11 protein-coding genes are annotated in these 12547 nt (G+C 66.1%); 3 read left to right on the forward strand and 8 right to left on the reverse strand.

What is annotated here, in order from left to right; translation table 11 throughout:
• Positions 1–134: 134 nt before the first annotated feature.
• Together FM104_RS11435 and FM104_RS11440 are read right to left on the reverse strand one after the other, a co-directional pair.
• Entirely contained in the window at positions 135–818 is a 684-nt protein-coding gene (locus tag FM104_RS11435; protein ID WP_143738359.1) for a hypothetical protein, read from the reverse strand.
• Complete coding sequence (locus FM104_RS11440; RefSeq protein WP_218778578.1) at positions 815–1837, reverse strand: DNA-methyltransferase; 1023 nt, start codon at positions 1835–1837, stop codon at positions 815–817. Before FM104_RS11440 ends, FM104_RS11435 begins: the two co-directional genes overlap by 4 nt.
• A gap of 473 nt (positions 1838–2310) precedes the next feature.
• Here FM104_RS11440 and FM104_RS11445 point away from each other — a divergent pair, with 473 nt between their 5' ends.
• Complete coding sequence (locus FM104_RS11445) at positions 2311–3105, forward strand: hypothetical protein (RefSeq protein ID WP_087132372.1); 795 nt, start codon at positions 2311–2313, stop codon at positions 3103–3105.
• Between the two features lie 188 nt (positions 3106–3293).
• Here FM104_RS11445 and FM104_RS11450 read toward each other — a convergent pair whose 3' ends face one another.
• From FM104_RS11450 to paaI, 5 genes are all read right to left on the reverse strand, one after another.
• The gene (locus FM104_RS11450; protein ID WP_179206768.1) at positions 3294–4127 is read right to left on the reverse strand and encodes a helix-turn-helix transcriptional regulator; all 834 of its coding nucleotides are present in this window, start codon (positions 4125–4127) and stop codon (positions 3294–3296) included.
• Positions 4128–4789: 662 nt separating this feature from the next.
• Entirely contained in the window at positions 4790–5545 is a 756-nt protein-coding gene (locus FM104_RS11455) for a TSUP family transporter (RefSeq protein ID WP_087132374.1), read from the reverse strand.
• A gap of 5 nt (positions 5546–5550) precedes the next feature.
• Positions 5551–6015, reverse strand: a complete 465-nt coding sequence (locus FM104_RS11460) for a hypothetical protein (protein WP_087132375.1) — start codon at positions 6013–6015, stop codon at positions 5551–5553.
• 168 nt (positions 6016–6183) lie between these two features.
• Entirely contained in the window at positions 6184–7509 is a 1326-nt protein-coding gene (gene paaK / locus FM104_RS11465; protein ID WP_087132376.1) for a phenylacetate--CoA ligase PaaK, read from the reverse strand.
• Positions 7510–7550: 41 nt separating this feature from the next.
• On the reverse strand, positions 7551–8000 hold the full coding sequence (paaI, locus tag FM104_RS11470; protein ID WP_087132377.1) for a hydroxyphenylacetyl-CoA thioesterase PaaI: 450 nt from the start codon (positions 7998–8000) through the stop codon (positions 7551–7553).
• A gap of 374 nt (positions 8001–8374) precedes the next feature.
• Between paaI and FM104_RS11475 the strand changes: the two genes are divergently transcribed.
• Entirely contained in the window at positions 8375–9934 is a 1560-nt protein-coding gene (locus FM104_RS11475; protein ID WP_087132378.1) for a GMC family oxidoreductase, read from the forward strand.
• Positions 9935–9946: 12 nt separating this feature from the next.
• A complete protein-coding gene (styD, locus tag FM104_RS11480) occupies positions 9947–11437 on the forward strand; it encodes a phenylacetaldehyde dehydrogenase StyD (RefSeq protein ID WP_087132379.1) in 1491 nt (496 codons plus the stop codon).
• A gap of 37 nt (positions 11438–11474) precedes the next feature.
• Here the strand turns inward: styD and FM104_RS11485 are convergent, their stop codons facing one another.
• Positions 11475–12497 carry an AraC-like ligand-binding domain-containing protein gene (locus FM104_RS11485; protein ID WP_087132380.1) on the reverse strand — a complete coding sequence of 341 codons (1023 nt, stop codon included), beginning with the start codon at positions 12495–12497 and terminating at the stop codon, positions 11475–11477.
• Between the last annotated feature and the right edge of the window lie 50 nt (positions 12498–12547).

Genomic DNA, 12547 nt, shown 5'->3' on the forward strand with positions numbered 1-12547 from the left:
CCGACCGACCCCAGCTCTTTCGGCCGGGCACCTCTCAGGTAGGTCGCATCGCAGCGCGCAGGCGGTTCAGGCTCGCTCGGGGTGTTCATGGTCGCTTCCTTGGCCGTGCTTCTCAACTCCCAGCCGTCCGCAGATCAGCGCTCACGGTCGGGAGCCGCACGGTCGCGGCCATGCCGCACCCCCGGGCCGGAGTCGGGCGTCCCCAGCTCCCGTTCTCTGCGCGCAAGCGCGAGCGCGAGCATCCGGGCAGCCTGCGCATGGTCGGTGCCGTCCGTGCCGCCGGTGACCGGGATGTCGTGAAAGGAGAACGCCGGAAACGACGCCGTGCTCCGCAGCGCCTCCAGCCAGTCGTCCACGTCCTGCGGTTCGACCCAGTCTTGCGCGGGCGGATGTTCTTCGAGGAACCTCGCGAGTGGGTCCGGGGCCGGTCCTTCCGAAAGCCGTTCGTGGATCAAAAGCGCGGTCGCTCGCGCCACCGCTGTGGGGTCCGGGCCGGCGAGCAACGTCGGATCGTCCTGCCCTTGGTCGTCCCAGACAATCACGCCGAGTGAGAGCGGCTGGAGGCCGAGTCGTGGCTGGGCTGGCGCGCGTGGGTCGACGCTGCGCCATCCGAGGACGCCCCACACGTCGCCGTCGGGAAGAACCAGTTGATTTCGCTGCACCGGGGCGGGCTCGGCGATCGTGCCTCCGGCCAATGCATCGTCGAGTACAGCGTGCGCCTCCTGCTCGTTCCGTGCGGAGACTTCGAATTCCCGCAGGACGCGATATGTCCACAGCGGCACGTTCTCACCAACCCCAGGCTTCTCTGGATCCGTCATAGCTGCCCGTTCAGTGCCACCCGGTCGACGCGGGAGGCGATCAGGGGGAGGAAGGTCGGGTCCTTCTCGATCGCCACCACCTGCATCCCCTCCAGCAATGCGGCCTCGACGGTTGAGCCGGACCCGGCGAACGGCTCCAGGACGAGACCGCCTGGCGGCGTCAGCAGGCGGATCAGCCACCGCATCAGCGACAGCGGCTTTACCGTCGCGTGCGACACCCCGAACGCGCGCGGCCGCTCCGACTCGGGCGCCTTCTGCTCGTATCGGAAGATCGGGAACCGGGCCGAGACCGGATCGGTTCGCCAGGTGCCCGTCAGCAGGTCCATCGCGTCGGCCTGCGACGGATCCAGCACGACGTTCGCCGGCCACTTGGCTTCTCCGAAGCGGGCCGCGTCGATATGGATCGCGCCGGTGCCGTGCGTGCGCACGTTGTCGACGACCGTGCCGACCATCGGCTTGCGGGCGATGATGATCGGCTCGAACGAGGGCCGCAGCCCGGTGCCCCAGCCCTCCCAGCGTTGCGCGTCCTCGCTGACCGCGGTGCCATGCTGCACCACCCGGCGGGTCGCGCCGAGCACGCCGTCGTGTTCGGACTGCTGCACGATCCGGTCCGGGCGACGGATGCCGTTGCGTTTGTCGAGTGCGTACCCCAGGTCCATGCTCTTCGGCATCCCGGAGGAGTAGATCCATGCAATCTGATCGCGCACCTCGAAGCCTGCGTTCTCGATGCCGCGCACCATCCGGTGCCAGGTGCGCGTGCCGCCGAACGCGGCCAGGTGCGCACCGGGCTTCAGGGCGTGCAGCGCGCCGCGCGCCCACGCGGCGCACCACTCCTCGAACACCTCGCCGTCGCTCATCCCCGCCACATCCACGTCCGGCAGGGACGCGGTGAACCCGGTCTTGCCATCCCAGTCGTTGCCGTTGAACTCCAGGCCGTACGGCGGGTCACTCACCAGCGCGTCCACCAGCTCGCCGCGCAGTCGGGGTAGGAGCTCGACCGAGTCGCCGGCCAGGATCACGGCGCCGTCGCGGTCCAGCTCGATCGGCAGCGGCTCGGGACCGAAGGCATGCGGACGCTCTGAGGGCATCGAGAACCAGCTCTCGTCAGCGCTCGCCGCCGTTGCCCAGCGAGCAGGGATGCCAGCCAGGTACGCGGCTCCGCACGCGCGCGCTCGCACCTTCACGCCGCCGGTCCGGCTCGCCGCTCAGCCCCGGTCAGCTCCGCCCCTCGGTCCCAGGCAGGGCGGTCCACACGATCGGCAATCGACGACGTTCCGGGCAGCCGATGCCCAGTGCCTGTCCACGATGGTCGCTCCCAGCCCATCGCTTTCGCGGCCCGCCCGACTTCACCTTCCGGGTGGGAAAACGTAAGGTTCGTCCGGGACAGCTCTGGCGCCTAGCCGCACCTTCCCTTACGGCGGCTGAGATCCGCCACCCGACGAGCCCCGTCCTCTCGGGTGACCGTTACCGGCAAGTAGAAGCGGAGTTAACCATGAGCAGAAGCACCACTGGTCTCGACATTCCCGATGAACCCGATCACGCTGCCGGAGGCGCGCATACGATCCGGCTTTCTTCATCAGACGCAGACGATTCATCTGCCGTCGCGTACTCGACCGAAATCGACAAGTTGGATCTGCTCAGCGAGGAAATGGCGCTCCACAGCCAACACCTTGTCCTGCAGGCCGCGGCGCAGCTGCTGATGCGGGCGCGTTCCGAGCTTGCGTCGTTCTCGCTGGTAGGTGATCGAGAAGTGTGGCGCGTAGTGGAAGCATTCGACGACCGCGGGCAGTCGATCGCACTCGAGGACTCGACCACTGCCAGCGTGAACAGCTTCCTCGCCGAACGAGGGCTCATCGATGCGGATTCACATCCTGACCGCACCATGCTGCAGATCGAGGTTCGCAACACGACAGACGCGGCAGGTCCGAAGCACAGGTTCATCGATGTCCATGCGCTCAACGAGTCCGACTTCGACGCGGTCATAGAGTCAGCACGTCGTCGGCTGGGTCTGATAGAGCCCGGACGCACTCGCCACGACTTCGATGTCGAGATCCGCAAGGGAATGACTTTCCAGAACGGTCTCGATGGTGACCAAGTCCGACAGGCGACGGACATCGCGCTTCGGTACTACCACGGCATCGTCCGCGAGGGCGGCGGCGCGATCGACGTTGAAGCGGAGAGCTTTCACGAGGCCATCGGCATCGCAGCACGCGAACTCATGCTAGAGGACACCACGGACGACGACCACCGAGAACGACCATCTGTGCATTCGCGCAGGCTGGGATGACCTCGGTACATATCGCGAGTAGCGCGAGCAGGAACGTGAGCTCGCCCGACGGTGCCCATGCCACCAATTCACATGCTGGGTCCGACACGGCCGGAACTTATTGGGACCAGTGCCAGCCACGTCTGAACGAGTGCGGAACTCGTCACTCAAGTTCTCATCACGGCACCAGTTGTGCTCCCGCCGGAAGATCATGTGCGGGTCAACTGCTCCTCCCCGTTGCTGACTTGGCCCTCGTCGGAGGACCGGGGCTGCGGCGCGAGGGTAGTACGGCGAGCATGAGCCGCGAAGGAGCGCGGGCTTACCCCGTAGCGCCGCCTGAACGCACGAGCAGCGGCGGACGAACTCGTCCACCCCGCGCTCTGCGCAGCTTGCGATACGGTCATTCCCGACGTCATGAGCAGATCGGCCATGCGGTCGATGCGGGTCTGCCAGAGGAACGCTGCCGGACTGATTCCTAATTCTTGCCGGAAAAGCCGGGTAAGTTGTGACTCGGAGATCGTAACCTCGCGCGCGAGTTCACTGATGGTCCAAGGATGGTTGAGGCGACTTCGTATCAGTCGAGCCGCGATGCTCACCTGAGCCCCCGGCAAGAGCACCTGTGGCCGTGCAATGATCGGCAAGTCGCTTCTGTCGCGTGGGCTCAGGACGGATACCTCATCGAAAAGATCGGCCGCGCGGGCAAATGTTGCGAACGCGCTTCCGCGTGCTTCTTCCAGTGACACCAGGCTGTTTAGCAGCGGTTGCAGTCGTCGCATACCTGCGTCGCCCACGCTGATTGCACCCACGGGGTGCTCTTTTGTTCGACCTGCGACGCTGTGGTGCACGAGGGGGTGGCTAGTAGGCAGCCATTGAACTTGCGCCGCCAGGAACTCATCATTGACGTAGAGCGTCACTACGTCGACGAACCCCTGCGGCGTCAGAGAGCAGCGCACCCCATCGGGAATCGTCACGATGGACCCGGTCTCAAGCTCGAGCTCCACACCAGGAGCTTGAAGCCGCGCCCAGCCGGCCGTGATGAACATCAGCTTCATGCAAGATGCAGGGACCCGCGACATGGGCGATGTCGTCGCGGTCCTGCGCGCCGTCATGGGCACGCGTCGATCCCCACGCGTCGCCGCACATGTTGGCAACATCGTTACGCCTCGTGATGAGCCTGAGCCCAAGCGTCCCCGCCCACTTCCTCGCGTTGCGGACGCACCGACCATCCCTGACCGACAGCGGGCCGACCGCTCGCCTCGCGACGATCGCACGACATAGTGCCGGTCAGACGAAAGACCGACACGTCCTCTGAACAGGAGAATCGTCGCCATGCTGCAAGTGAGAGCCGTTCTTCGCTGCTCCTTCGTCGGACTGCTCCATCCATGAGTCGCCGTTCTGTGCGGCACGTTGAGGTTCTCGAGTCACGATGAGGCCGCCGCTCGTGCGAATCGAAGATGATCCGCTTCGGCGCACGAGGCACAGGGGAGCGTCGTTTCAACGATGCCGGGTCGGCATGGTGTCGTCGACGAACGTGCATTGAGGGTCGCCCGCGTTCCGTGGGCTCCAGACAGATCCATGCGGCCTCCTCTCCTGCCGTGGGCTGCCACGTCTTGAGCGATGGATCCCGCGCGAGTATTGAGAGATCGAGCGCGAAAGGCGACGCAGGCGGTCGCTGAACACTGCGCATCTCCGCCGTGGAGTCTCCTCATCCGCCGGCGAACGCCATCACCCCGCGCACGAGGATCGACACAGCGCCGAGCGCGGCCACGACGATCACGAGCACCCGAGCCACCCGCGCCGACACGAGACCGCCGACCGGAACCGCGATCGCCGACCCGATTCCGATCGAGGCAAGTAGCACAGTGACCTCGACCACCGACAACTCTGGTGCCGCGCCGGGCACCAGCACACCTGCAATAAGTGCGATGGACGAGATTATCACCGTCAGCGGCTGCATCGTGGCGGCGAATGATCGCTGCTCCCACCGGGTGAGCAGCGCGTATGCGGTCAGCGGTGGACCACCCACGCCGGAGATGGACACCAGAGCACCGGTGGCGAGTCCGGTGAGGGACGTGGTGGTCCAGCCATCGGGCAGGATATAGGCAACTCGCTGCAGTCCGAGCGTCGCGGCCAACGCCACGAGCACGGTCACACCGATTACGAGATAGAGCGCGGCGGGGTCCACAATCATGAGCACCCCAACGCCCGCCGCCGCCCCGACCGGTGTCAGCAGGGCAAGGCGCAGCAGGCGGCGCCGATCGATACGCTCGCGGGTGATCGCCCATAGCGTGGCCGCGCACACGACGCCACACGCGTTCACGATCACCACGCCCTGGAGCGGTCCGAAAAGCAGCACGGTGAACGGCGCGACGACAAGCGCAAAGCCCATGCCTGCGACGCGCTGCATCACCGCGCCGAGCAACACCACGGCCGCGAGTGGGATGAATTCCGCCGACAGCACGGCGGTTACCCATGCGTCTCGAGCCGCGCCTCGAGACGATCGAGGAGGGTGCCGCAAGAGAACTCGAAGCTCGCGTCGATCAGATTGGTGACTCCCGACTCCCAGCGCCGGCCGGACAGGCGGTCGGCACGGGAGTCGGTGTTGCGATGCAGAACCTGTTGACGCGCGGGGAGGTCGACGAGCCTGGCGCGGATGCGGTCGCGCCACCCATCGTCGGTTTCGGCCGGCTCCACACACAGCTCGATGTTGATCCACGTGACTCCCGCGGAACAAGCGTTACAGGCGTGCACGAGATCGTCGCCGGCGAACCCCGCCGCGGTGAGCAGCTCGAGCGTCGTCTCGAACGCGGGCAGAGAGATCTCGACCTCCGCAGAGAGATTGCGGTGGAAGCCAGCAGCATCTTCGACGCGGGGCGTAGATGCCAAAATCGACACCAAGTCAGCCTTCGCGGCGAAGGAAGCGCACCTCACGGAATCTCCTCGCGATCGAGCTCGAGCGGGAACACGGACAGGCGCATGGTGGATGCGGTTGCCCATCTTGTCAGCCCCGGGTGTGCGGTCTGCGGCGTCGCGGGACGAGTTGTCGACATTGGATGTCATGGCCGAGGGTCGAGGTTGATCACGATCACAGGGAGTGGGTTAACGCAGGTCGTAGACGCGCTTCAGCTTGCCGCCGCTTCGTTCCAGGCTGCCCGGCGGGGCGAGTTCAACTGTGACGGTGGATCCGATGCGCGTTTTGATTGCGCGGACTAGTTGCGCGGCTGCACGCTCGGCGTCCGCCGTGGACAGGCTGGGGACTGGCTCGATCTTCACTGCCATGCAGTCCATGCGACCCTGCTTGGTCAGCTCGAGGATGAAGTGGGGCGACAGTCCTTCGATGGTGAGCGCGATCTCTTCGATTTGTGTCGGGAACAGGTTCACCCCTCGGAGGATGATCATGTCGTCGTTGCGGCCGGTGATCTTGGAGATCCGGCGCATGTTCTGCCTTGCCGTGCCGGGGAGCAGTGTGCTGATGTCGTGGGTGCGGTAGCGGATGATTGGCAGCGCCTGCTTGGTGAGGGTCGTGAAGACGAGCTCGCCCTGTTGCCCGTCGGGCACTGTTGCGCCGGTCTCCGAGTCGATGATCTCGGGCCGGAAGTGGTCCTCCCAGATGTGCGGGCCGTCCTTGGATTCGATGCATTCGTTGCCGACGCCGGGGCCCATGACCTCGCTCAGTCCGTAGATGTCCAGCGCGTCGATCGCCAGGCCTTCTTCGATCGTGGTGCGCATCTCGTTGGTCCACGGCTCGGCCCCGAGAACAGCGACCGCGAGGGATGTGTCCCTGGGGTCGATGCCTGACTCGCGCAACGCGTCGATGATCGTCAGCAGGTACGTGGGCGTGCAGAGGATCGCATCGGGCTGAAAGTCTTTGATCAGCTGCACTTGTTTGAGAGTGTTCCCGCCTGACATGGGGATGACGGTGCACCCGAGTCGTTCGATACCGGCGTGCGCGCCGAGGCCGCCCGTGAACAGGCCGTACCCGTATGCGTTGTGGACCATCTGTCCCGGGCGGATTCCACTGGCACGCAGCGAGCGTGCGATGAGGTCCGCCCAGTTGTCGAGGTCGCCTTGGGTGTAGCCGACGACGGTCGGCAGGCCGGTGGTGCCCGAGGAGGCGTGTATGCGGGCGACCTGTGAGCGTGGCACGGCGAACATGCCGAAGGGGTAGGTCTCGCGCAGGTCATCTTTGGTCGTGAAGGGCAGCTTCTCCAGGTCGTTGAGCTCGCGGATGTCGTCCGGGTGTACGCCGATCGCGTCGAACTTCCGCGTGTAGAGGGGGACGTTCTCGTATGCATTGCGGACCGTCGCCTGAAGGCGGGCGAGCTGAAGTGCCTCCAGCTCGTCGCGCGACATGCGCTCTTCGGGGTCGAGTTCGTCCGCAGTCGGTGCGTACGCACGATCCTTCGGTGCAACAGTGATGGTCATGGTTCCTCCGTTGGGACGATGCGGTCGGGTGGGTGAGTTGTTCAGGTGGGCTGACTGCCTGGGATGGGCATGCTTGTGGCGCGACTTCGTCCACGGAACTCAGCGACGACGACGCCCGCCTCGTCGCTGACCTGGACGTCGTAGATCCCGCTGCGACCCGACAGCGCGCGCCGTTCAGCCGTGGCGGTCAGTCGCTGGCCCGCCATGACCGGTCGCAAGAAGGAGATCTCGGCGCCTGCGGCAAGGGTGACCGCGTCCGACTCCTGACAGGCGATCGCGAACGCGGTATCGGCGACAGCGAAGATCAGGCCACCGTGCATCACGTGGTAGCCGTTCAGCATGTCTTCGCGCACCGGCATCGACACAACGGCGTATCCGGGTTGGCCGGTCTCGACGGTCATGCCCAGGGCCATGGATGCGCGATCGCGTGCGAACATCGCTGCCGCGCCGGCGATGCCGGCGTCGTCGGGCGGGGCACTCTGCTGGACCATCTGCGCCTCCTCGTCGAGAACTGCCTAAATCGCTCAGCTCATACTGAACGATCGGTAAGTGAACGTCAAGTGCGAAACACAATCAGGGAGCCATGCAAGAAGCTTTCGTCTGTGGTGGGTGCGGACCTCCCGGTCGGCTGGTACCGCGGAGCCATCGCGCAGGTGCACCCGCGGCTTTGTCACTCTGATCATCCAGAACAGCAGAGAAACGCATGGCGGTGATCGATCGGCTGGGCTTCATGCGTGTCCGGCACAGCACCGTGCACCTTTGTCCGCTGTGGGCTGCGGGACCGCGACGGATAGTGGATGCAACGACCGATTTTCCCGGGTGCGGCCTCGGTCGTCCGCATCGCATGGTTCAAGGAGGAACTGGAATGTCCAACAGCGACTACATCGTCGTCGGCGCGGGTTCCGCGGGGAGCGCCGTTACCCGGCGGCTCATCGACGCGGGATTCAGCGTGCACGTCATCGAGGCGGGTCCGGTCGACACGGACCCGAACATCCACAGCCCGCAGGGGTGGCCCGCACTCCTCATGTCCGCCAGTGACTGGGCGGTGATGACCACCCCGCAGGTCCACGCGGGCAACAGGCCCGTGTACTGGCCGCGCGGAAAGGTCCTCGGCGGCAGCAGCTCGCTGAACGGGATGATCTACATGCGCGGGGACAAGCGCGACTATGACTCGTGGGCCGACGCTGGTGCCACCGGATGGGGCTGGAACGACGTGCTCCCGCTCTTCAAGCGATCCGAGGACCACGCCGATGGTGAGTCCGACTATCACGGCGTGGGAGGCCCTCTGCACGTCGAGCGCATTGACCCCGGAACTCGACACCCGGCTGCGGCTGCGTTCGTGGAGGCCGCCGTGCAGGCCGGCATCGACCCGACAGACGACTTCAATGAAGGCAGCCTGGACGGTGCCGGATTCAATCACACGACCACGAAGGACGGAAAGCGCGCCAGTGCCTGGCAGAGCTACGTCACTCCGATCAGTGACAGCCCATTGCTGACGGTGACCACCGGCGCGCTCGTGCACCGAGTGATCATCGAGAGCGGCAGGGCGGTCGGCGTCGAGTATTCCTCCGATGGCACGGTGACCGAGGCGAGAGCGAACGTCGAGGTGATCATCAGCGCCGGGGCGATCGGCTCGCCGAAGATCCTCCTGCTGTCCGGGATCGGCCCGGCCGCCGACCTCGAGGCACTTGGCATCGATGTGGTGAAGGACCTTCCCGGTGTCGGGGAGAACCTGCACGATCACCTGCTCGTCAGCGTCCTGTACGAGTCGAACGAACCGATCGCAGCCGGGCAGAACAATCTGCTCGAAGCCCAGTTCTATTCGCGCAGCACCGACTGGGATGGACCCGCGCCGGACCTGCAGCCGCTGTTCATCCACCTTCCCTACCCCACCGACGGGGTCTCGGCTCCTGAGCAGGGCTACACGATCGCCGCCGGCATCGTCCGCCCGCAGTCCCGCGGCACACTCAAGCTGGCATCCGCCGACCCGGCGGATGCGCCGCTGGTCGACCCGAACATCTTCGGTGACGAGCGCGACCTGGAGGCGATGGTCGACGCGGTGATCATCAGCCGCAAGGTGGGAGACCAGGACGCTCTCGCTCCGTTCCGCAAGTCCGAGTTCGCACCCGGCGCCGACGTGACCTCCCGCGAGGAACTGCGGGAGTTCTGCCGCCGGACGGTGGGCACGTACCACCACCAGGTGGGCACGTGCCGCATCGGGACTGACGAGCTCTCGGTCGTTGACCCGGAGCTGCGAGTGCACGGCATCGCCGGCCTTCGGGTTGCCGATGCCTCCGTCATGCCCAGCGTCCCGAGCGCGAACACCAACGCGCCCTCCATCATGATCGGCGAGAAGGCCTCCGATCTGCTGCTCGCCAGCGCCACCTCGAACAGCGCCGACCGCCTCGTCGGCACCGGAATCTAGGAGAAGACTCACATGTCCATCGACACCGCCAACGCCCCCACCGACGAGAGCCGAGCCGAGGAGCCGGTCTTCACCACCGGACTCTTCATCAACGGACAGTGGCGCGCCGCCGCTTCCACCTTCACCGATCTGAACCCCGCCACAGGCAAGCCCCTCGCCGAAATCAGCGACGGCTCCGCCGCCGACGTCGATGAGGCGGTCAAGGCCGCACGCGCCGCGCTCGTTGGCGAGTGGGGCGCGACGCCAGGTGTCGTCCGCGGCAAGCTGCTCAACAAGATCGCCGAGCTCATCGAACGGGACGGGCTTGAGCTCGCGCGGCTGGAGTCGCTCGACATTGGCAAGCCCGCGATCCAGCCGCAGATCCTCGACATCCCCAACGCGGCGGCGACGTTCCGTCACTTCGCCGGCTGGGCCGACAAGATCAAGGGCGAAACGATCCCCACCGCAGGCGCCATGGGGCAGCCCACCCTCTCCTACACGGTGCGGGAACCCGTCGGAGTCATCGGCGCGATCGTCCCATGGAACACCCCACTGATGATCGCGGCATGGAAGATCGCGCCTGCGCTGGCAGCAGGCAACACCCTCGTCGTCAAGCCGGCAGAGGACGCCCCGCTGTCCATCCTGCACCTGGCGACGCTGATCCAGGAGGCGGGCGTGCCGGCGGGAGTCGTGAACGTGATCCCCGGCCGTGGCTCGGTCGCAGGCGCGGCGCTTGTCGAGCACCCGGACGTCGACAAGATCAGCTTCACAGGCTCCCCGGAGACCGGACGAGCCATCCAGATCGCCGCGGCCCAGACGTTCAAGCGGGTGACGTTGGAGCTCGGGGGTAAGACCCCGCAGATCATCTTCGCCGACGCGAACATCGAGGCCGCCGTCGGCGGCACCGCGATGGGGCTGTTCTTCAACCAGGGCGAGGTGTGCGCAGCCGGCACCCGCGTGCTCGTTCACCGCTCCATCTACGACCAGGTCGTGCAGGGACTGGCCGGCGCCGCGTCCGCCCAGGTGCTCGGCGACCCCTTCGACGAGAGCACCACGCTCGGCGCTCTCGTCAGCAAGAAGCAGCAGGAGCGCGTGCTGGGCTACATCGAGAAGGGCAAGGCCGAGGGAGCCCGCCTCGTCGCCGGTGGCGACGCTGGCAAGGACGAGGGGTTCTTCGTCCGCCCGACGATCTTCGCCGACGTCGACAACAGCATGACGATCTCCCAGGAAGAGATCTTCGGACCGGTCGGCGTGGTCATCCCCTTCGACACCGAGGAGGAGGCGATCGAGATCGCCAACGCGACGGTCTACGGTCTGGCAGCGAGCATCTGGACCAACGACCTCGGTCGGGCGCATCGCGTCGCGGGCAAGGTCCGTGCGGGCGCCGTGTGGGTCAACACCTGGGCCGCCATCGACCCGGCGCTGCCATGGGGCGGCATGAAGACCTCGGGCATCGGGCGCGAGCTCGGTTGGGCCGGCATCCTCGCCAACACCGAAGAGAAGGTCGTCACGGTCGTCATCTGACCGCGCACCAACCCGTCTGCTGGGGCGGCACCTGAATTCAGGGCCGCTCCAGCAGCTGCAGCGACGCAGCACGGAACTCGCTCGGGGTGAAACCGAACTCTCCCCGGAAGGCGCGAGCGAAGCCCGCAGCGTCCATGAAGCCCCACGACGTTCCGATCGAGGCGACCGACCGGCCCGCCAACGCCGGATTACCCAGATCGCGGCGCGCCTGCTCCAGCCGACGATGGCGAATCCAGCCGCTCACCGTCTCGTGCTGTTGCTCGAACAGCTTCTGCAAGTACCGAACGGAGACATGATGCGCGTCCGCAACGCTGGCCACAGTGAGATTCGGGTCACCGAGGCGAGAGGCCATATACGACTCCACCTGCATCGTCAAAGCCCGACGCCTGGCCTGCTCATCGCCGCGCACCGTCGGCCCGAGACGCTCGGCGAACGTCGCCGACAGCAGATCGAACACCGCATCCGACAGCGGCAGCCCGCCCGACAGCGGCTCCGCATCGAGCTGACGGCTGATCTCTCCCAGGAAACGCGAGGTCACTGCCCCGAGACCTCGCCGGCCAGAGAACCGGGACGCCGTGAGTGTCGCGAGCGTGCCCCGGTCGAATCGCAGAAGCTCGGCAGGGAACATGACCACAAACATCTCGAACGACTCATCGAAGTCGAGCATGTACGGCCGAGTCGTGTCGTAGATCGCGAAATCCCCCGGCGCAAGCGCCGCGTCCCGATCGTCCTGCGAGATCACGCTGTACCCGCGAAGCTGCAGACCGAGCTTGATGAAGCCCGGGTCGTTCTTCATGATGGAGCGGGCCGATCGCCTCACCGAAACGGCAGACCCGGCGACAGTGTTGATCTCTGCCGGGCCGAGAGACTGAGACACGAGCCTGCCCTGGAAGCCTGCAGGCCTCCTCGAGGACTTCATCTCCGCCGCGAGCGGGACGAAACTCTGCGACACCGCCTCGGTCCACGCCTCGAAGCGCTCATTGACGTGAAGCACCGAGCAATCGAGCACAGCGCGGCCGCCAGGTGCCGGAACCCCCAAAGGGACGACGGTGCTGACCATCTGATGCCTTCCTCGGCGATCACATCGCCGCCACTTCGTCGTGGTGCGCA

This window comes from Microbacterium esteraromaticum (assembly GCF_900163815.1).
Taxonomy (GTDB): domain Bacteria; phylum Actinomycetota; class Actinomycetes; order Actinomycetales; family Microbacteriaceae; genus Microbacterium; species Microbacterium esteraromaticum_B.

What these genes read in the sequence shown, in the direction of transcription:
- paaK (WP_087132376.1), bottom strand. Translation starts at nt 7,509, where the DNA reads ATGACCATCACTGTTGCACCGAAGGATCGTGCGTACGCACCGACTGCG.
- FM104_RS11485 (WP_087132380.1), bottom strand. Translation starts at nt 12,497, where the DNA reads ATGGTCAGCACCGTCGTCCCTTTGGGGGTTCCGGCACCTGGCGGCCGC.
- paaI (WP_087132377.1), bottom strand. Translation starts at nt 8,000, where the DNA reads ATGGTCCAGCAGAGTGCCCCGCCCGACGACGCCGGCATCGCCGGCGCG.
- FM104_RS11445 (WP_087132372.1), top strand. Translation starts at nt 2,311, where the DNA reads ATGAGCAGAAGCACCACTGGTCTCGACATTCCCGATGAACCCGATCAC.
- FM104_RS11435 (WP_143738359.1), bottom strand. Translation starts at nt 818, where the DNA reads ATGACGGATCCAGAGAAGCCTGGGGTTGGTGAGAACGTGCCGCTGTGG.
- FM104_RS11450 (WP_179206768.1), bottom strand. Translation starts at nt 4,127, where the DNA reads ATGTTCATCACGGCCGGCTGGGCGCGGCTTCAAGCTCCTGGTGTGGAG.
- FM104_RS11475 (WP_087132378.1), top strand. Translation starts at nt 8,375, where the DNA reads ATGTCCAACAGCGACTACATCGTCGTCGGCGCGGGTTCCGCGGGGAGC.
- styD (WP_087132379.1), top strand. Translation starts at nt 9,947, where the DNA reads ATGTCCATCGACACCGCCAACGCCCCCACCGACGAGAGCCGAGCCGAG.